Genomic DNA, 19,434 nt, shown 5'->3' on the forward strand with positions numbered 1-19,434 from the left:
CATCTCACTAACCTATGCCCATTATAACCTTGACTACAGATTTCGGATATAAAGATCCTTATGCAGGAGCTGTTAAAGGGGCTATTTATTCTCAATTTCCTGATGCACGTATTGTAGATATATCCCACGATGTTACTCCATTTAGTGTTGACGAGGCTGCATTTATGATTTATACGAGTTACTCACAGTTCCCAAAAGGTACTGTACATGTAATTGGAGTAGATGCAGAGCATACTCCTGAGAGTCCTCACATCGCAGCTCTATTAGATGATCATTATTTCGTATGTGCAGACAATGGAGTTCTATCGTTCATCTTACAGAAGTTTAGACCAACAAAAGCGGTAGTAATAAATATTCACGATAGAATTTATTCCAATTTTACGGTTTTGGATGCCTTTGTTCAGGTAGCCTGTCACATTAAACGAGGTGGTACTTTGGAAGTAATAGGAGAACCAATAACTGAGCTTAAAAGCTTACCTGGAATTCTTCCTATTCTATCTAATGATAGTACAAGTATAAGGGGCAAAGTGATATTTATAGATAATTACGGTAATGCCATCACAAACATATCTCGTGACGTATTTGAAAGTTATGGAAAGGGTAGGAACTTTATTCTACAAGCACGCGATCAAAAATTTATTAGAATTTATAATCGATACTCTGAAATCGTCAAATATGATGAGAACGGAAAATCGAATAAACCAGATGGTAAAGGGCTAGCGCTCTTTAATAATTCAGGATACCTAGAACTAGCTACCTATAAAAGTAATCCGCTCACAGTAGGTAGTGCTAGCAGTCTTTTTGGTTTAGAAATTAACGCACCAGTAACAATACAATTTGAATCATGATAGTACGCATCGTTCAGATGGTTTTTGAAGAAAAACATATTTCTAGCTTCCAAACCATGTTTGATCATTATAAAGAACAAATATGTAATCAAGAAGGTTGTACCTTTTTAGAATTATATCAGGATATAAATGAGCCTGAAAGATTTTTTACTTACAGTTATTGGGATTCAGAAGAGTGTTTAAATAAATACAGGAAATCTACGTTATTTAAGGAAGTTTGGCCTAAAACAAAAGAAATGTTTGCCCAGCCTCCAACTGCATATTCAGTGCTTAAAAAAGTAAGTTTGTCATGAGAGCTATCTTTATAAAGGAATGGAATGGATACTTTTCGTCCATCACTGGTTACTTGATAATAGGGTTGTTTTTATTGATCTTAGGATTGGTATTATTCGTATTTCGAGGAGAGTTTAATTTGTTGGACTACGGATTTGCTGATGCTTCACCATTTTTTAGTTTATTACCTTGGTTGTTTTTGTTTTTAATTCCAGCCATAACTATGCGCAGTTTTACAACTGAGCTTCAATTAGGAACAATGGAAATGCTATATACTAGTCCATTAAGCATGCGAGCAATAATCGGTGGTAAGTTTATGGCTTCCTTTCTAATGATTTTAGTAGCGCTTGTTCCTACCATTTTGTATATCCTAAGTTTAGGATGGTTAGGTAATCCGCAATTTAATATTGATTTAGGAAGTGTTTTAGGTAGCTATCTAGGAGCTTTACTATTAGCAGCTAGCTATGTTTCGATAGGATTATTTGCAAGTAGTTTAACCAGTAATCAAATAATAGCATTTCTTCTAGCTGCAGTATTAAGTTTTGTTATGTATTTCGGATTTGAAGGATTAGCTAGTCAGTTATCTAGTAATGATTTTGTAGAGTCATTAGGTATGAAATATCATTATTCTAGCCTTTCCAGAGGCGTTCTAGACACTCGAGATGTAACTTACTTCATAGTAATTTGTGTGTTCTTTTTCGCTTTAAGCGAAAACATATTAACCCTAAAACGTAAGAGGAAGTAATATGAAATCCAGATTAAAACATATACTGTGGCCTAGTTTGATAATAGTAGGATTAATAATACTAAATTCTTTATATCATGAAAGGTTAGACCTTACTAAAGATAAAAGATTTACTTTATCAAAGCAATCCAAAGAGCTGCTTACAAGAATTGACCAAGCTATGTATGTTCAAGTTCTTTTAGATGGTGATCTACCGGCTGAATTTAGAAAATTGAAATTAGAAACCAGGCAATTACTAGAAGAATTGTCTAACATCAATTCAAATGTAAAATTCGAGTTTATTAATCCGATAGCCGACTTGAATCAAAATGAAACAGATAGAGTTGCGGCCCAACTAGCACAAGAAGGTATGAAACCAGCAGTTGCAAGTGTGCAGGAAGCTGGTAAAAATACCAAAGTACTTTTATTTCCTTATGCCAAGTTTTATTATAATGAAAAACAAGTGGTAACTCCATTATTAAAATCGGTAGCTGGTGCAAGTGCAGAAGATCGTGTAAACTCCAGTATTCAACAGTTAGAATATCAATTGATAGATGCCCTTAAAAGAGTTTCAACCAAAAAGTCAAAAACGATAGCCGTTTTACGTGATAGTGGTAATCTAACTGACAGGCAACTACAAGATTTTTTACAGTCTATTCAATCGTACTACAAGGCAGCACCTTATGCTATTGAATTTTTAAATGACAATGATAGTGTCCAACCACAAAAGGTATTAAATAGTCTTAAAAAATTCGATCTGGTGGTTGCTCCTAAACCTACTAAACCTTACAGTGAAATAAAAAAATATATACTAGATCAATATTTAATAGATGGCGGAAAAATGCTTATGGCTGTAGACCCGATCATTATGGAGGATGACAGCCTAAGCAATTCACAAGCTAAGGCGTATGCTCTTCCTAGGTCTCTCAATATTGACGAAATGCTATTTAGTTATGGATTGCGATTAAAAACTGGGTTAGTTCGTGATGAAAAGTTTGCACCTATAGCGCTAGCAGTAGGTCAAGGTAGAAACACTCAGTATGAAGCGTTCCCATGGCCTTATTATCCTGTTTCAAATTCTACTACAGATACGACTCAAACAGCTCAATCAATTATAAAAAATCTTGAGGATGTAAAGTTTGAATATGCTGGAACTATTGATACCCTAAAAAATGATATCGAGAAAACGGTTTTATTAACCACTTCAAAAGCTACTCAACTAGTCACGCTACCTGCTGCTGTGAGTTTAAATGAAATAGAAAAGCCTATTAATTCCCAGGCATTCAATTCAACTCAACAACCGCTAGCAGTTCTAGCTCAAGGAAATTTCAAAAGTGCTTATAAAAATAGAGTGAAACCTATTATGTTGAAAGAACATTTGGACTATGGGAGATCTGGTGCATTAGTTCTTATCTCTGACGGTGATATAATGAAAAATCAAATAATTACTGGACAGGTTCAAGAATTAGGATATGATATAAAAACGGGAATGAGTTTTGGTAATAAGGAGTTTTTATTGAATACTATTAATTACTTGTTGGATGATTCAGGTTTGATTTCCTTAAGGAATAAGGATATCATTATTCCATTTTTAGATGTCCAAAAAACGTATAATGATCGATTACAATGGCAATTAATCAATGTAATAATACCATTAGTTTTTGTTGCTCTACTAGCAGCTATCTTCTTGTTATTACGAAAACGTAAATATTCTAAAAAATAAAAGGTAATTACTGAATGAGCATCAGTAATTACCTTTCAATATATTATTAGTAAAGATTTATACGTTGAATAAGAAATGCATTACATCACCGTCTTGAACGATGTATTCCTTACCTTCAACTTTAAGTTTACCAGCTTCTTTCACTTTTTGTTCTGAGCCGTATTCTATGTAAGTGTCATATTTGATTACTTCGGCTCTAATGAATCCTTTTTCAAAATCGGTATGGATAACTCCAGCAGCTTGTGGCGCAGTAGCTCCTATATTGACGGTCCATGCTCTTACTTCTTTTACACCAGCTGTAAAATAAGTTTGTTGATTGAGTAATTTATAAGCAGATCTTATCAATTTTGCACTTCCTGGCTCTTCAAGACCAATATCAGCTAAGAACATTTGACGTTCTTCATAATCATCCAACTCGTTTATATCAGCCTCGGTTCCAACAGCAAGTACAAGTACTTCGGCATTTTCATTTTTCACGGCTTCTTTAACTTGTTCTACATAGTCGTTACCCGAAACAGCAGCATCGTCATTTACATTGCATAAATAGAGTACAGGCTTATCAGTGATAAGTTGCAACGGTTTAACAAATTCATCACGATCGTCTTGATCAATTTCAACAGCTCTTACGCTTGTACCGCTTTCTAAAGCTTCTTTAAGCTGTTCTAGTATTGCAAGTTCTTTTTGAGCTTCTTTATTACCAGTCTTTGCAGCCCTTTTAACTTTTTCTAGCTTTTTTTCTACAGTTTCTAGGTCTTTTAATTGAAGTTCAATATCAATCGTTTCCTTATCTCTTATAGGGTCTACACTACCATCTACATGAACAATGTTATCGTTTTCAAAACATCTTAAAACATGAATAATAGCATCGGTCTCTCTAATATTCCCTAAAAATTGATTACCTAAACCTTCACCTTTACTGGCTCCTTTTACTAAACCTGCAATGTCAACTATTTCTACAGTAGCAGGAATTACCTTTTCTGGTTGTACAAGTTCTTCAAGTTTTGATAATCTAGGATCTGGTACATTAACAACACCTACATTAGGTTCTATTGTACAAAATGGGAAGTTGGCACTTTGTGCCTTGGCATTTGATAAACAATTGAATAAGGTTGATTTTCCAACATTAGGTAATCCTACAATTCCTGCTTTCATTACTAAACAATTTTATGAGATTCACATATCTTCCAAATTTCCTATTGCATCGTCCTGATCAATTATGAAAAGATATGTTGTTTGTTTTTAAAGGCTGCAAATATACAAGTAAAGCATCTTTAATTAGTTAGTTTCAAAAAGTAGAGCGTAAAAAAAAATCCTCTTTTATCGAAGAGGATTTTATAAGTGAATTATTTCTAATCTACTGAATATTAATACCGCTGTTTTCTAGGGCTTCTTTAATACTATCTTCATCAATGTTGTTATCGCTATCGGTTTTAATCCCAAACCCTTCAAGCATATTCTTTACCTTTTGTTCATCAAGATCACTGTTTTCTAGCTCTTTCATCATTTTCATGATATCATTAAGATTCATATTGTCACCTGTGATTCGGGCAAGTCCCATTCCTACTTTTGGCATATTTGCATACACTAGAACCTCATCGATAGCATCCTTTTCTCCTTCATACACTAGATGAACTTTCATATTATCAGAACTATGTCTCATCAATGTTTTATAAGAATCACTTTTAAGAATTTTATCTAAGCGTTCTCTTTCTTCTTCAAAATTTACTTTTTTAGCATCCTTAGGTAGTGCTACCAGATTAATTTTGTTAATGGATTCATAGGCTTTTTGTGAATCTTCACTCATGTTATCCATTTTAAAACCTACGATACCCTTAGGTACACTGGTGGACAGATATCCATCCTTTTCCTGAGTATCAACAAGAAATTTTTGTAAGCTATCCTCTTTTTCACAGGAAACCAAGGCAAGAGCAAGGAATAAACTAGTTCCTATAAGTTTGATTAAATTTTTCATAGTAGTTTGATTTAATGGTTTATAAATTACACCTCTTGTAATTTTCTACAAGAGGTGTTAATTGTGTTTTACTCCTGAGTGGCTTGTTCAATCTGTTTTTGTCCAGGAACATTAAGCTTTTCAGTGATTTTTGAAACTTGATCTAGATCTAGGTCACCGGTGATAACAAGAAATACGGCATTAGGTTCATCGCCATTTACGTTATTGATAAGCATTACCAATTCGCGTATTTTTTTATCAGAGCTACCCTTGCGCATGTGGAATGTAAATAATTGACCATCCTCTTTAACATGCATCAACTTAACTAGCTTTTTTGATTCGATGTATTTATTTGCCATTGCGGCCATACGAGTAGCACTTTCTGGATTATCGGTAGCATACACACGTAATTCAGTAAGCTTATCTATCATCTTTTTCATCTCCTTAACCTCTTCATCTTGGGAATTAAAGTCAATGTTTGCAATAAGGCCAAACATTTCACTCGTTACCACTGTTTCTGATGTGTTTTTAAGATTGCCCATGGCATCTAGGTTTTGAGCAGTTGTGTAGGTTACACTTAGAATGAATACTGCTAGGTATAATAACTTTTTCATTGTTGTACTTTTTTTGTGATTGTGATTGTTTTCTATTTTACTAATCGTATAATGGGTTCTGTTTTTTGATTAACATGTTTAACAGGTGCCAGTTTACTTTTTCCTTTATTAAATTTCTCACTGACTAATTTCAGTGCATCCATTGTTGCAGCATAGGCTTCTTCTGGAGATTCGTAAGTTCCTAAATCTGCTTTTTGATTATAAGAATAAAACCCAGCGCCAACTGCTATTAGAAATGAGAATCCTGCGGCAATTGCTAGACCTTTCCAATTAGAAAAGCCTGTTTCATTACTAGTGGAATGTGCTGGTATCGCTTTCGCGAAAGCGTCAAATTCAATATCCTCTTCTACAGCATCATCTTCAAAAGTTTTGAACATGGCAGAATACATTTTGTGTTCTGGAGCTATATCATTTGAATTGAAATAGTCTCTCAATTGCTGCTCCTCGGTTAAAGAGGTATTGCCTTCCCAATATTTTTGTAATAATTCATTCATGCTATGTCTGCTTTAAAATGAGACTCTAATTTTTCTTTGAGCATTTTACGAGCTCTACTCAAACTTACTCGAACAGCTGTTGATTTCATTCCCATTATTTGTTCGATGGATTCAAAATCATACTGTTTAATATCTCTTAATTCCAGAATCGTTTTATACTGTTCTGGTAGTTCTTTAATCATTTTCTGTACCAGTTTAACTTGTGCCCGTCGTTCTAATTCTTCTTGAGCATTACGTTCATCATACTCATAATTGTTATGAACAATTTTAAGATGACTGGCCTGTTTACTTTTAAGTCTATCTAATGAATAATTACGAGTCATTTGCATGGCATAAGCCTCTTTATTATTGATAGAACTCAAGTTGTCTTTTTTCTCCCAAAGCTTTACCATTACTTCTTGTACGGCATCTGCTGCCTCATCAGAAGAGCTTAAAAGTCTTTTAGCGAGAAAGTACATTTTGTTTTGTACTTCTTTAAAAGTATTTACAAAAGTTGTTTGGTTCATTGTTGTGGTTCTATTATCATGACGAGGACCTTCAAACATTGTTACAAAATGAAAATAAAAAATCGTAAATTATTGTAAGATAGATTGTTGCTTTTGTAATGATAGGTGGTTTCAAGTAAAATTAGGTGAAATATACAGGTTCAAGGGGAAATTTATGGCAATGTTTTTGTTATTACTTTTACTTACATTTACTACAAATTGATGAGAATGAATATTAAAAAGCTTTTGATAATACTGGTATTGGCAGTATCGGTAACAGCGTGTTTTGATGACAACGATGATGTTTTTGCCAGTGGCAATACGGTTAAAAATTTTATTTATCGAGGTATGAACGCTTTCTATTTATACAAAGCCGATGTACCTGTTTTAGATAACGATCGATTTGCGACGGTAGCAGACCTAGAAGAATATCATGCACAATTTCCATCACCAGAATCCTTTTTTAGTTCCTTGATTTTTGAACCAGAAAATGTAGATAAATTTAGTGTCATTTTTGAAGATTACGTAGTCCTACAAAATGTGTTATCCGGCCAAAATTTAAGCAATGGAATGGAATTTGGTCTCGTGGCCGAGGATGGAAGTGCATCCGACATCTTTGGTTATGTAAGATACGTTCAGCCTAATTCTGATGCCGATTTGCAAGGTGTGACCAGAGGAATGGTTTTTAACGGGATTAATGGCATACGACTTACACGAAATAACTTTCAAACCTTATTGTCGCAAGATTCTTACAGTATTGATCTGGCTACATTATCGGGTAGAACGACAACATCAACTGGAAATTCAATCGCATTGAATAAACAGGTGCTTCAAGAGAATCCTATTTTATTATCTAAGGTCATAGATCAAGGATCCCAAAAAATAGGCTACTTGATGTATACTAGTTTTCTATCCCAATTTGATGAAGATTTAAATAATGTATTTGCTAATTTCCAAGCTCAAGGTGTTACACATTTAGTATTGGACTTGCGATATAATGGTGGCGGATCGGTCAATAGTGCGATCACTCTTGCCAGTATGATATCTGGTAACCCAACTAGTGATGTTTTCTCAACCGAAGAATGGAATCCAGATGTACAACAATTTTTTCTAGATAATAATCCAGAAAGACTTACTAATTTCTTTAGACGTACAACTATTAACAACAATGCATTAAATACACTTAATCTAGACAAGGTACATATTATTACCACAGGTAGCAGTGCTAGTGCGAGTGAACTTGTCATAAATGGATTAGACCCTTATATAGATGTAGTTCAAGTAGGTGACGATACAGCAGGTAAATTTCAAGCCAGTATTACTCTATACGACAGCCCAGATTTTTCATTTAATAATGTTAACCCTTCTCACAGGTATGCTATGCAACCTTTAGTTTTAAAAAGTGTTAATAGTGCAGGAGTTACAGATTATTTTGATGGTCTTGCTCCTGATATCAGATTACTTGAGGATTTTGAAAATTTAGGTGAGTTAGGTGATGAAAACGAGCCTTTATTAAAAGCATGTTTAGATGATATAGCTTTAAATGGAAGATTACAAAATAGAACTAGTCAACCTGAATTCCAACTTATAAGTGATAGTAAGGACTTTAAGCTACTAGGTAATGATATGTGGAAATAAAATGAATAGCATTGTGAATTTTACCAAATTTCCAGCATACGTAATTATAATCGTTACACTTTTCTCTTCTCAGATTAATGCTCAAAAGCAATACTTCGATCAGTTTGGTGAGGCGTTGACAAAAAAAGAGTTTAGGAAATTAAAGCGTAAGGGTAGTGATAGCTTACTTGAAATAACCAGTATGGATAATCAAGTGAATGAATTACGCCTGAGACGAAAAATTGTAGAGGTCTCAAATTCTAATGAAGAAATTAATACTATAAATCAAATCACAGGAAATAGTTTTGATACTGAGCAGCCTTTACTAATTCTTTATTATCCAACTATTGAAGAGGCAACTTTAGTAAGGGATGAATTACTAATTTCTAAACATTGGTACACACGAGAATATGCTATTATACTCAGAGAGATAAATAAATCCTTGGGTAATATTCTAATTGTTGCTGGGCCTAATCCATTTAATATAAAACTACCAGGAATATATAATGATGATTTAAATTACTTTAAGTACACTTACTTCAATTCTAAAATAAGTACTGCGTCATTTTTTTATCTATCAGAAGAAAACTCGTTTATTGAACCTGTAGATTTTATGATTACTTATGCTTCTCTTAATCAAAGGAAATGGATAAGTATTAAAGATTATGAACCAGTAAAAAATGATTCTGTGACCGAGGAGATTGTAACAGTAAATAACTTGTTACAGCCTACAAAAGTTCCTAAAACTAATCAATTGGTAAAAAAGATTGAATACTTTACACTTAATCAAACTAAAGTATTTAAAGTGATACATGAAATGGATGAAGTAAGAACCATTGATACGGTATTGCGTAATAATCTGGCAGATTATTTATTTGATATCTCAGGCCAAGTAGTAGAGCGTAATGATACTATAGTAATTGATTTTAATAAATACTATACGTACCAAGATTACAGTTTAATTTATGAGATAAAACGCCGATTAAAAAGAACGGTAGAACGAGAGGATAATCAAAAATATTTTCATGTGGTTGAACCAGGTTCTCTATACATACCAGAAGAAGGATATTATGATTTTGAGGATAACATTAGAAAAACTTTTTTACCAGAATATTCTAATCATTTAGGTAGTTTAATAGTCATTTTCCCAGATGGTAAAATGACCTTAAGTAATAGTGAGGAATTTGAGTTTGACATCTATGATCTTTTAGATTACGAGAAATTTAAACGAACTAGAGAAAGATGGTATAAATCCAATACGTCAATGGGAATCGTTACTCCTAGTGTGCAAGAACCTCGAAAACAATTCAATCCTGCTTTATTAAATCAGTAGCGTTAACAAGTTTTTAATGATTTCTTTTTGTCATTCGTTTGTATTTTAGTGCTCTTAACTAAAATAACTCATGAAACGTATTCTTTTATTTTGCTTTTTGGCAGCGGTTATGATTACCAATGCACAAGAAGTAAACCTTGATTTATTCAAAGATTTAAAACCTAGAAATATTGGCCCAGGTGGAATGTCTGGTCGTGTAACATCTATTGATGTTGTTGAAAATCAACCCGAAATAATTTATGCAGGTACCGCTAGCGGTGGCTTATGGAAAAGTGAAAACGGTGGTGTAGCCTGGAATTCTATATTCGATAATGAAAAAACAGCCTCCATAGGAGCTGTTGCTGTACAACAAAGCAATCCTAGTGTAATATGGGTAGGTACTGGTGAAGGTAATCCTCGTAATAGTTTGAACGGTGGTTATGGTATTTACAAATCATTAGATGGTGGTAAAAGCTGGACTTGTATGGGACTTGAAAAAACTCGCCACATCCACCGTGTAATCATTGATCCCACAAATCCAGATGTTGTATATGCAGCTGCGATAGGTTCACCTTGGGGTGTTCATAAGGAGCGAGGAGTTTATAAAACTACCGATGGTGGTAAAAATTGGGAAAAAGTTTTATTTACCAATGAGTCATCTGGTGCTGCAGATTTAGTAATGGATCCTACTAATCCTAATAAACTAATAGCTGCTATGTGGGAACACAAAAGAGATCCGTGGTTTTTTAAATCTGGTGGATCTGGTTCAGGCTTGTACATCACACATGATGCTGGAAAAAATTGGAAAAAGATAACCGAAAAAGATGGTTTGCCTAATGGCGACCTAGGTAGAATCGGTGTCGCTATAGCTCCTAGTGAACCTAATATAGTATATGCACTAGTTGAATCTAAAAAGAATGCTTTGTATAAGTCTACTGATGGAGGATTTAACTGGAAAAAAATTAATGATAAAAGCGATATAGGGAATAGACCTTTTTACTATTCTGAGATTTATGTAGATCCACAAAATGAGAATAGAGTATATTCTATTTTTACTTACGTAAACGTATCTGAAGATGGTGGAAAAAACTTTACCCAATTAATGCCAGCTTACGGTGCAAACAATGGCGTTCATCCCGATCATCACGCTTGGTATATTCATCCTAAAAATGGAAAATTTATGCTTGATGGGAATGATGGTGGACTTAATATCACTTATGATAGAGGTAAAACATGGAGATTTATTGGTAATTTACCAGTAGCGCAATTTTACCATATTAACGTAGATAATGAATTTCCTTATAACGTATATGGAGGAATGCAAGATAACGGTAGCTGGCGTGGTCCAGCATATGTTTGGAGAGCTCAGGGAATTCGTAATAGTTATTGGCAGGAAATTAGTTTTGGTGATGGATTTGACGTTGTTCCAGATCCTGATAACAATCAATTCGGTTATAGTATGAGTCAACAAGGTTTTGTAAGTCGTTACGACTGGAAAACTGGAAATAATTACAGTGTAAGACCTACTCATCCTGATCCAGACGTTCAATTGAGATTCAATTGGAATGCAGCCATTAATATTGATCCATTTGATAGCAGAACTTTATATTTCGGAAGCCAATTTGTACACAAATCAACCGATAAAGGCTTGACCTGGAAGGTAATATCTCCCGATCTTACCACAAACGATCCAGAGAAACAAAAACAATCTGAATCAGGTGGTTTAACAATGGATGCAACAGGTGCCGAAAATCACACAACCATTTTAGTAATCGAACCTAGTGATGTTGAAAAGGATGTCCTTTATGTAGGAACAGATGATGGTCGAGTACACGTTACTAAAAATGGAGGAGATAGTTGGACTGATATTTCAAAAGGACTAAAAGGTTTACCACAAGGTAGCTGGATTGCACAAATCAAAGCAAGTAAATCTAAAAAAGGACACGCCTTACTTATTGCAAACGATTACCGTCGTTTTAATTACGAGCCATACGCATACCGTACTACAAATTATGGTAAAAGCTGGGAACGTATTGTTGATAAAGACGATGTAGTAAGCTATACTTTAAGCATCATAGAGCATCCTGAAGAAAATAATTTGATGTTCCTTGGTACAGACGATGGTCTTTATGTGAGTTTTGATGCTGGTGAAAACTGGCAAAAATACACACATGGTTTCCCAACAGTTTCGGTTAAGGATATGGTAATCCATCCTCGAGAAAATGATTTGGTAATAGGAACCTTTGGTAGAGCAGCTTGGGTTTTAGATGATTTAGCTCCATTTATCGCTTTCGCGAAAGCGAACTCACAATCAAACATAGCTCTATTTGAACCACCAGTTGCTTATATGGCAAGATTTCAACAGCCTACTGGTAGTAGATTTGGTGCAGATGCGATGTTCCATGGAGAGAATAGAGATACTGGCGGTAGGTTTAAATACTACTTTAAAAAGGATCCAACCGTAGCAAAGGATTCCACAAAAACAGACTCCTTAATGCTTAAAATTTACAGAGGTGAAGAACTTATACGCACCTTGAAAAGAAAAGCTCCAAAAGAAGAAGGTATTTATTCATGGAGATGGAATCTTACAGAAAAAGGAGTTAATAGACCTTCAAAATCAGTAAGAAAGAGTACGAGAGAACCATCAGGATTAAGAGTTTTGCCAGGAGACTACAAGGCGCAACTAGTCTATAATGACGTTATAAGTACAACCATGATAAAAGTCCAAGACGATCCTAGAATTACTGAATATACAGATGTTCATGCCAAGGAAAAGTATGATGCTCTAAAAAAACTCGAACAATTAACGGTTAAAATTTCTGAGGTTACCGATAAATTGGCAGAGAATATTGAGAAAGCCAGCAACTTTAAATCCTATTTATCAAAATTAGATAAGGAGTCTTATAAGAACGAAATTGAGGCAACTGAGAAAATGGTAGATACATTGAAGAAGGAGCAAGAAAAATACTTTGGTAAGGTAGATAAACGCCAAGGAATTACTAGGAATCCCGAAATTACTGTTCTTAATAGACTGTATGCAGCTCAAAGTTATATAGGTAGTCGTCAAAGTTCTCAAACAGCTACAGAAGCTCAACTGTATGAACATGCAGAAAATGCAGTTGATAAAGCAGTTAAGGAGACTAAATCTCTACTTAATACTCATTGGCAACCTTACGTTCAAAAAATGAAGCAAGTGTCTATCGATACCTTTAAAAATGAGTAGTAGAAAAAATGTTACCTACTTTCTCGTAGCTTTAATAGGTAGCCTCACCTTAGGATTAGCTCCTTTTATACCAGAACCTCATGTGGTTGGGAAATGGCGCTGGCTTTTAGGAGGAGCAAAGGGTATGAAGTTTATGGATTATTTCGATCTATTTTTACACAGCTTACCTTTCATTTTGTTATTGTTTATGACAATTAAATTGTTACCTATAAGAAGGAGAGACTAGAGAAATAAAAAAGCCGGTTTACAATTTGTAAACCGGCTTTTTTATTTGGTAGGTGATAAAAACCACAACCCTTATTTAGGGTATAATAAAAAAGGCTGCCTTCAAAAGGCAGCCTTTTCTTAATTAATTAAATCAATTACTTTTTAACAAACTTACGCGAAACTGTTGTTCCATTTGCTTGAAGTTGTATGATATAAACATTAGGATTTAAATCACCTACGATTATTCCTTCCTTCATCACAGCACCGCTTGCTACCTTGCGTCCTGTCAAATCGTATATTACAAACGTAGATTGTTGTTCTATACCGGTAGTGAATAGAATATCTCTTACAGGATTAGGGTAAACACTGATAGCATTTACAGGAATAGATACTTGTGAATTATTAGAATCTCTTGCTGTACCACATTCACCTAGATTTACCCATTGTCCAGGTTGTAATTCAAATAGGAAGTTTTGATAAACAACCTGATCGCCTACTGAGTAGGAATTATTACTGTTGTAAGCAGGAACTCCATCACATTTGTCTGTTGACGCTGTGGCAGTTGTTATTCTTAAGTCATCAACAGCAATGTCACCTTGCCAAGATGAAGTTGTATTAACCACAAGTCGCAATTGTACATCCTGTCCTGCATAACTAGCTAGATCAATATTTGCTTGTCTCCATGCTGCTCCTTGATCTCCTTGAACGCTGAATATAGTGGAGTAAGCACCACCATTACTAGCATCCACTCTTAATGAACCTACAGCATTACCAGTCATTTGATATTGGAAAGAAAGTGTGGCATTTGATGTTGAAGTAAGATCAAAACATGGAGAGTCTAAAGCTGCTACTTTATTAAAATTAGGATTAGATGCTTCTACATAAATATAGAAAGATCCTTGAGCAGCACCGCTAGGTCCTGTACTACTTGAAGGAGTTCCACCAGATCGTAAAGTCCAATCTAAAGAATCTGTATTATTTTGAGACCATTGTCCTAGAGTATTTTCAAACCCTTCTGAATATGGGAAATTTGAAACACCATTTGCACATCCAGAACCACCACCAGATGAACCACCTTCAGAAATAGATATAGCATCGACAGCAATGTCTCCTTGCCATGAATTTGTTGTATTAACTACAAGCCTTAACTGTTCTACATTAGAACTTAGTGTTACATTAGCCGTTTTCCATGAAGCTCCTTGATCTCCAGATTGTGTAAAAAGAGTAGACCAGGATGAACTACTTGTATTCCTAGATTGTAATTCAAGAGTACCTACTGCATTACCAGTCATTTGATATCTAAAGCTAACATCTGGTGAAGAACCAGCAGCAAAATCTAAACAAGGTGAATTTAAAATTGCAGTTTTATTAAAATTAGGGTCTGATGCCTCTACGTATACGTAGAAAGATCCTTCATCAGCACCGTTAGGTCCTGTGCTACTTGATGGAGTTGTGCCAGATCTACGAGTCCAATCAAGAGAATCACCAGTATCTTGAGTCCATCCACCAAGTGAATTCTCAAATCCATTTGAATAAGGGAAACTATCAATTGTACTGCTACATCCTGTATCACCACCACCAGATGGCGGCGTACATTTTGTAGACTGCGCTAGCGCAGCATGAAAACCTCCATTTAATAAATTGGCTCTCATACGTGCTTTTTGTCCAGCGGTAAACAAGTTCATACAAGCATCATCAGAATAATCCATGTAATTTTGGACCATATCTACAGATCCACAAGAAACACTACCTATTTGACAACCACCATTAGAGGCGTCAGACTCTGGTGTGTCTGCAACAAAATCATCGGCACCACAAGGTCCATCACCCCAAATGTGGCGCAAACCTAAAAAGTGACCTACCTCGTGAGTAGTTGTTCTTCCACCATCAAATGGTGCCGAAACAGCGCCTACACGCCCAAAATAATTGTATCCCATAACAACGCCATCAGTTGCACGGTTTCCACCAGGAAATTGAGCATATCCTAAAATACCTGGTCTACCATTGCTGTTAAGAGCAGAAACAGTCCACATATTTAAATATTGAGTGGTATCCCAAGGGTCGGTACCACCGGTTGCACTACTTTTCATTCTATTTTGCGTGGTATTCCAAGATGTAACACTAGAAGCTTTACGGGTGATACCATTGGTAGGGTTACCATTAGGATCAACTTGAGCTAGACAGAATTCTATTTGCATGTCTGCTGCTTGTGACCATGTGTTATCTCGATCGCTATTAGTTCTTCTAAAATCCTCGTTGAGCACATCAATTTGAGATTGAATTTGAGCTTGACTTATATTTTGAGTAGCATTGCTATAAATCACATGAACAACAACAGGAATGGTTATAACAGCACCATTCACGGCTTTTTGTTGAATTAAATCATTGGCTTTTTGTTGAATGTATCGTTCTTCTTTTGCGATTTTTTGGGCAAGGCTAGGGTCTTGTGCCATGGCGTATTCCATATCATCATGTGTAGAACAGTCACGTTGTTGGGCCATGGCTAAAGTAGAGATTAGCATAAACAGAGCTAATACTCCAATTGAGTACATTTTCTTCATGTATAAATATTTAGGGTTAACATTTGAGCTCTGAATATAGGGATAAACTAATTATTTTATCAAAAAATTAACTATTCATAGCATAATATATATTTTTTTCTATGTAAACCTAAGAATATGATAAATATGGGTTAGTATGTCGATAAACTGTATATGAAAAACTTAATAGACTTAATAACAGCTCGATAAGATTAGTGGTGTTAACAAAGTAATTTTAACTTCGGTTACATTTAGTCTCCTTCTACAGATAATAATGGGTTTTATTACACTAAAAGATTTTTATTCACAATAAAAGATAAAACTCTGTTAATTAATTACGCTTTCGCGAAAGCGTAATAAGCATTACAATTAGTATATTTCAAGCTACTACAGATAGATGGGATATGGCAGAAAACGTACAATATACTGAGGATAATATCAGGTCATTAGACTGGAAGGAACACATAAGAATGCGTCCTGGGATGTATATCGGTAAACTGGGTGATGGATCTAGTGCCGACGATGGAATCTACATCCTACTGAAAGAAGTTATTGACAACTCGATTGATGAGTATGTGATGGGTGCAGGAAAAACTATCGAGGTGTCCATTCAAGGTGAACGTGTTATCGTACGTGATTATGGACGTGGGATCCCACTAGGAAAAGTGGTTGATGTTGTCTCAAAAATGAACACTGGTGGAAAATACGATAGTAAAGCCTTTAAAAAATCTGTAGGATTAAACGGTGTAGGTACTAAGGCCGTGAACGCTCTTTCCACTTATTTTAGAGTAGAATCTACACGTGATGGGAAAAGTGCAAGTGCCGAGTTTGAAAGAGGTGAACTTACCGACAAGGATTTTCTTGAAGAGACATCAAGACGTCGAGGTACCAAAATGACCTTTGTTCCCGATGGTGAAATCTTTAAAAATTTTAAATTTAGGCCTGAGTATGTCTCTCGCATGCTTAAGAACTACGTGTACTTAAATCCAGGTTTAACCATTATCTATAACGGAGAAAAATATTTTTCTGAACATGGTCTAAAGGATTTATTAAGTGAAAAAATTACCGAATCCGATAGGCTGTATCCAATAATACACTTGCGAGGTGATGATATTGAAGTAGCTATTACTCACAGTAAAACACAGTATAGTGAAGAGTATCATTCCTTTGCAAACGGTCAAAATACCACCCAAGGTGGAACGCATCAAGCTGCTTTTAGAGAGAGTGTAGTAAAAACGGTGCGTGAGTTTTATGGAAAAAACTATGATGCGAGCGATGTTAGAAAATCCATTGTAAGCGCTGTGGCTATTAAGGTGATGGATCCTGTTTTTGAATCTCAAACTAAAACTAAATTGGGTTCTACAGAAATGGGTGGAGACTTACCAACTGTAAGAACTTTCATTAACGATTTTATTAAAACATATCTAGATAATTACCTACACAAGCATCCAGAAACTGCTGACGCTCTTCAAAAGAAAATTATACAAGCAGAAAGAGAACGCAAGGAGCTTTCTGGTATTCGTAAGCTAGCTAGGGATAGAGCCAAAAAAGCTAGTTTGCACAATAAAAAACTAAGGGATTGTAGAGTACATCTAGGAGATACTAAAAAAGAGAATAATCTAGATAGTACTTTATTTATAACGGAAGGAGATTCTGCAAGTGGATCTATAACAAAATCACGTAACGTAAACACACAAGCGGTATTCTCATTACGCGGGAAACCATTGAATTCCTATAACATGAGCAAAAAGATTGTTTATGAAAACGAAGAGTTCAACTTGCTACAAGCTGCTCTCAATATTGAAGATAGTATGGAGGATTTGCGTTATAACAAGATTGTCATTGCAACTGATGCCGATGTGGATGGTATGCATATACGTTTGTTATTGATTACTTTTTTCCTGCAATTTTTTCCTGAATTAATTAAAAAGGGGCACTTGTATATTTTACAAACACCCTTATTTAGAGTTCGTAATAAAAAAGAAACAAGGTATTGTTACACACCAGAAGAACGAGCTGCCGCACTTATGGAATTAGGTAAAAATCCAGAAATTACTCGATTTAAAGGATTAGGTGAAATCAGTCCAGATGAGTTTGTTCATTTCATAGGCGAGGACATGCGATTGGATCCAGTGATGCTAGACGATGGTATGAGTATCGATGATTTATTGAAGTTCTATATGGGTAAAAACACTCCAGATCGTCAAGAATTTATTATTGACAATCTTAAGGTAGAAATGGATGTGATAGAAGAGTAGTATGATTAAATTCAAACATGTGATAATTGCAGCTGTGATAGCCGTTCTACTTTTTTTGATAGGTAGCACGTTTAAAATTTTGCACTGGGCATTTCCCTTTGGTGAAGGAAGGTATTTTGGTGGTGCAGAGTTAATAATGATTTCTACCAGTTTATGGGTGATGGCAGGAATTTTATTAATTATCAAAGCAGTAAAAGCAAAAGGTGATCATTTTTTAAATAGATGAGGATTATAAAGGACTTTTTTAAATGGATTCAATTACGAATTGACAGTAATAAAACCTACAAAATCGGTTATATACTTGAAGGTCATCCAAAAACTAAGAGTGATTATGAGAAATTATTTGCCGCTTTTAATATTAAAGATTTATTTAATGATATCATTCCGTTTGTTAGAAGTGGGATACAGATCAAAATAGGTGAATTAATAACGCAACAAAATTTTTCAGCTCATAATTCGCAGATTGGTGGTTTACCCTTTGGGTTTGATGTGGTTAAATGGCCAGTAGATCGTAGTGGGGAAAAATTGACCTTTTTATTAAAAATTTGTTTAGAAGAAATAATACCTTATGACATAAATGGTGAATTTAAAAAATCAGGCTATTTATTCTTTTTCCACTCTTTAAATGATGAAAATTGGGGTTACTCGCAGGATGATAAAAAATTATTTAAAGTAATTTTTCAAGAGGATTTGTGTAATTCAAGTAAAATCACCAAATATGAGAATTTTTGTAAACCAAGAGGATATTACGTCAATTTTGAACAATATTTATCAATACCAGAAGAATCGGATCTTTTAATCGAAGGGCTAGTTAATGATGATGTTATTGATGAGTATTCTGAAGTATCTAGAGACTCTATTTTATTTGGATTATTAGGTTATCCGGATTCAATTCAAGGGACTATGCAATTAGACTGTGAATTATATAGCAATGGTGCTGATTATGATATTTACAATTCCCTCAGTGAATTGGATCGAGAAATTATTAAAAAGAAATCCCTGGAGTGGAAACTTCTTTTTCAATTTTTTAGTGATGATGAAAAACTAGATATAGAAATAGGAAATGGAGGAGCAGGTTATTATTTTATTAAAGAAACTGATTTAATAAATAATAATTTTGAAGATGTTTGGTGTATTTTACAACATTAGATATTGCGATAACTGA

The 19,434-nt window shown here is 34.7% G+C and carries 17 protein-coding genes; 11 read left to right on the forward strand and 6 right to left on the reverse strand.

The genetic code is table 11. The annotated features are described in order from the left end of the window. Positions 1–14 precede the first annotated feature (14 nt). Genes HCN53_RS01210 through gldG form a run of 4 tightly spaced genes read left to right on the forward strand, consistent with a single transcriptional unit; the run spans position 15 to position 3,568 of the window. The gene (locus HCN53_RS01210) at positions 15–848 is read left to right on the forward strand and encodes an S-adenosyl-l-methionine hydroxide adenosyltransferase family protein (RefSeq protein WP_167341736.1); all 834 of its coding nucleotides are present in this window, start codon (positions 15–17) and stop codon (positions 846–848) included. Further along, positions 845–1,141, forward strand: coding sequence for a putative quinol monooxygenase (locus HCN53_RS01215; RefSeq protein WP_105018697.1), 297 nt, complete (start codon positions 845–847; stop codon positions 1,139–1,141). The genes HCN53_RS01210 and HCN53_RS01215 overlap by 4 nt, the downstream gene beginning before the upstream one ends. Next, positions 1,138–1,866, forward strand: a complete 729-nt coding sequence (gene gldF, locus HCN53_RS01220) for a gliding motility-associated ABC transporter permease subunit GldF (protein ID WP_085774422.1) — start codon at positions 1,138–1,140, stop codon at positions 1,864–1,866. The genes HCN53_RS01215 and gldF overlap by 4 nt, the downstream gene beginning before the upstream one ends. A gap of 1 nt (position 1,867) precedes the next feature. Then, on the forward strand, positions 1,868–3,568 hold the full coding sequence (gene gldG / locus HCN53_RS01225) for a gliding motility-associated ABC transporter substrate-binding protein GldG (RefSeq protein WP_167341737.1): 1,701 nt from the start codon (positions 1,868–1,870) through the stop codon (positions 3,566–3,568). 57 nt (positions 3,569–3,625) lie between these two features. Here the strand turns inward: gldG and ychF are convergent, their stop codons facing one another. The 5 genes from ychF to HCN53_RS01250 all read right to left on the reverse strand — a co-directional run bounded on the left by ychF (position 3,626) and on the right by HCN53_RS01250 (position 7,133). Further along, a complete protein-coding gene (gene ychF / locus HCN53_RS01230; RefSeq protein ID WP_167341738.1) occupies positions 3,626–4,720 on the reverse strand; it encodes a redox-regulated ATPase YchF in 1,095 nt (364 codons plus the stop codon). A gap of 202 nt (positions 4,721–4,922) precedes the next feature. Further along, on the reverse strand, positions 4,923–5,540 hold the full coding sequence (locus HCN53_RS01235; protein ID WP_167341739.1) for a DUF4252 domain-containing protein: 618 nt from the start codon (positions 5,538–5,540) through the stop codon (positions 4,923–4,925). Positions 5,541–5,608: 68 nt separating this feature from the next. Then, positions 5,609–6,133, reverse strand: a complete 525-nt coding sequence (locus HCN53_RS01240) for a DUF4252 domain-containing protein (RefSeq protein ID WP_167341740.1) — start codon at positions 6,131–6,133, stop codon at positions 5,609–5,611. A gap of 32 nt (positions 6,134–6,165) precedes the next feature. Continuing rightward, a complete protein-coding gene (locus HCN53_RS01245; RefSeq protein WP_167341741.1) occupies positions 6,166–6,627 on the reverse strand; it encodes a hypothetical protein in 462 nt (153 codons plus the stop codon). Further along, positions 6,624–7,133, reverse strand: a complete 510-nt coding sequence (locus tag HCN53_RS01250; RefSeq protein ID WP_167341742.1) for an RNA polymerase sigma factor — start codon at positions 7,131–7,133, stop codon at positions 6,624–6,626. Before HCN53_RS01250 ends, HCN53_RS01245 begins: the two co-directional genes overlap by 4 nt. Positions 7,134–7,340: 207 nt before the next feature. Here HCN53_RS01250 and HCN53_RS01255 point away from each other — a divergent pair, with 207 nt between their 5' ends. From HCN53_RS01255 to HCN53_RS01270, 4 genes are all read left to right on the forward strand, one after another. Then, a complete protein-coding gene (locus HCN53_RS01255; RefSeq protein WP_240919374.1) occupies positions 7,341–8,750 on the forward strand; it encodes a S41 family peptidase in 1,410 nt (469 codons plus the stop codon). Between the two features lie 13 nt (positions 8,751–8,763). Beyond that, a complete protein-coding gene (locus HCN53_RS01260) occupies positions 8,764–10,062 on the forward strand; it encodes a hypothetical protein (RefSeq protein WP_167341744.1) in 1,299 nt (432 codons plus the stop codon). Positions 10,063–10,132: 70 nt separating this feature from the next. Next, positions 10,133–13,264: a VPS10 domain-containing protein gene (locus HCN53_RS01265; RefSeq protein WP_167341745.1), complete on the forward strand. Its 3,132-nt coding sequence runs from the start codon at positions 10,133–10,135 to the stop codon at positions 13,262–13,264. Beyond that, positions 13,257–13,490, forward strand: a complete 234-nt coding sequence (locus HCN53_RS01270) for a hypothetical protein (RefSeq protein ID WP_105018705.1) — start codon at positions 13,257–13,259, stop codon at positions 13,488–13,490. Before HCN53_RS01265 ends, HCN53_RS01270 begins: the two co-directional genes overlap by 8 nt. A 136-nt stretch (positions 13,491–13,626) precedes the next feature. On the opposite strand, the gene HCN53_RS01275 is transcribed toward HCN53_RS01270, so the two are convergent. Continuing rightward, positions 13,627–16,032 carry a M43 family zinc metalloprotease gene (locus tag HCN53_RS01275; RefSeq protein ID WP_105018706.1) on the reverse strand — a complete coding sequence of 802 codons (2,406 nt, stop codon included), beginning with the start codon at positions 16,030–16,032 and terminating at the stop codon, positions 13,627–13,629. 383 nt (positions 16,033–16,415) lie between these two features. Here HCN53_RS01275 and HCN53_RS01280 point away from each other — a divergent pair, with 383 nt between their 5' ends. From HCN53_RS01280 to HCN53_RS01290, 3 genes are read left to right on the forward strand one after another with little or no spacing between them, the layout of a single operon-like run. Next, positions 16,416–18,269, forward strand: a complete 1,854-nt coding sequence (locus HCN53_RS01280; protein WP_105018707.1) for a DNA topoisomerase IV subunit B — start codon at positions 16,416–16,418, stop codon at positions 18,267–18,269. A gap of 1 nt (position 18,270) precedes the next feature. Then, a complete protein-coding gene (locus HCN53_RS01285; protein WP_167341746.1) occupies positions 18,271–18,495 on the forward strand; it encodes a hypothetical protein in 225 nt (74 codons plus the stop codon). Then, positions 18,492–19,418 carry a DUF1963 domain-containing protein gene (locus HCN53_RS01290; RefSeq protein WP_167341747.1) on the forward strand — a complete coding sequence of 309 codons (927 nt, stop codon included), beginning with the start codon at positions 18,492–18,494 and terminating at the stop codon, positions 19,416–19,418. Before HCN53_RS01285 ends, HCN53_RS01290 begins: the two co-directional genes overlap by 4 nt. The last annotated feature ends 16 nt before the right edge of the window (positions 19,419–19,434 follow it).

Origin of the sequence: Nonlabens sp. SY33080, assembly GCF_011784885.1 — a bacterium.
In the GTDB taxonomy this organism is placed as follows: domain Bacteria; phylum Bacteroidota; class Bacteroidia; order Flavobacteriales; family Flavobacteriaceae; genus Nonlabens; species Nonlabens tegetincola.

Coding starts and splice junctions, on each gene's coding strand:
- HCN53_RS01210 (WP_167341736.1), top strand. CDS start 15: ATGCCCATTATAACCTTGACTACAGATTTCGGATATAAAGATCCTTAT.
- HCN53_RS01215 (WP_105018697.1), top strand. CDS start 845: ATGATAGTACGCATCGTTCAGATGGTTTTTGAAGAAAAACATATTTCT.
- gldF (WP_085774422.1), top strand. CDS start 1,138: ATGAGAGCTATCTTTATAAAGGAATGGAATGGATACTTTTCGTCCATC.
- gldG (WP_167341737.1), top strand. CDS start 1,868: ATGAAATCCAGATTAAAACATATACTGTGGCCTAGTTTGATAATAGTA.
- ychF (WP_167341738.1), bottom strand. CDS start 4,720: ATGAAAGCAGGAATTGTAGGATTACCTAATGTTGGAAAATCAACCTTA.
- HCN53_RS01235 (WP_167341739.1), bottom strand. CDS start 5,540: ATGAAAAATTTAATCAAACTTATAGGAACTAGTTTATTCCTTGCTCTT.
- HCN53_RS01240 (WP_167341740.1), bottom strand. CDS start 6,133: ATGAAAAAGTTATTATACCTAGCAGTATTCATTCTAAGTGTAACCTAC.
- HCN53_RS01245 (WP_167341741.1), bottom strand. CDS start 6,627: ATGAATGAATTATTACAAAAATATTGGGAAGGCAATACCTCTTTAACC.
- HCN53_RS01250 (WP_167341742.1), bottom strand. CDS start 7,133: ATGAACCAAACAACTTTTGTAAATACTTTTAAAGAAGTACAAAACAAA.
- HCN53_RS01255 (WP_240919374.1), top strand. CDS start 7,341: ATGAATATTAAAAAGCTTTTGATAATACTGGTATTGGCAGTATCGGTA.
- HCN53_RS01265 (WP_167341745.1), top strand. CDS start 10,133: ATGAAACGTATTCTTTTATTTTGCTTTTTGGCAGCGGTTATGATTACC.
- HCN53_RS01270 (WP_105018705.1), top strand. CDS start 13,257: ATGAGTAGTAGAAAAAATGTTACCTACTTTCTCGTAGCTTTAATAGGT.
- HCN53_RS01275 (WP_105018706.1), bottom strand. CDS start 16,032: ATGAAGAAAATGTACTCAATTGGAGTATTAGCTCTGTTTATGCTAATC.
- HCN53_RS01280 (WP_105018707.1), top strand. CDS start 16,416: ATGGCAGAAAACGTACAATATACTGAGGATAATATCAGGTCATTAGAC.
- HCN53_RS01285 (WP_167341746.1), top strand. CDS start 18,271: ATGATTAAATTCAAACATGTGATAATTGCAGCTGTGATAGCCGTTCTA.
- HCN53_RS01290 (WP_167341747.1), top strand. CDS start 18,492: ATGAGGATTATAAAGGACTTTTTTAAATGGATTCAATTACGAATTGAC.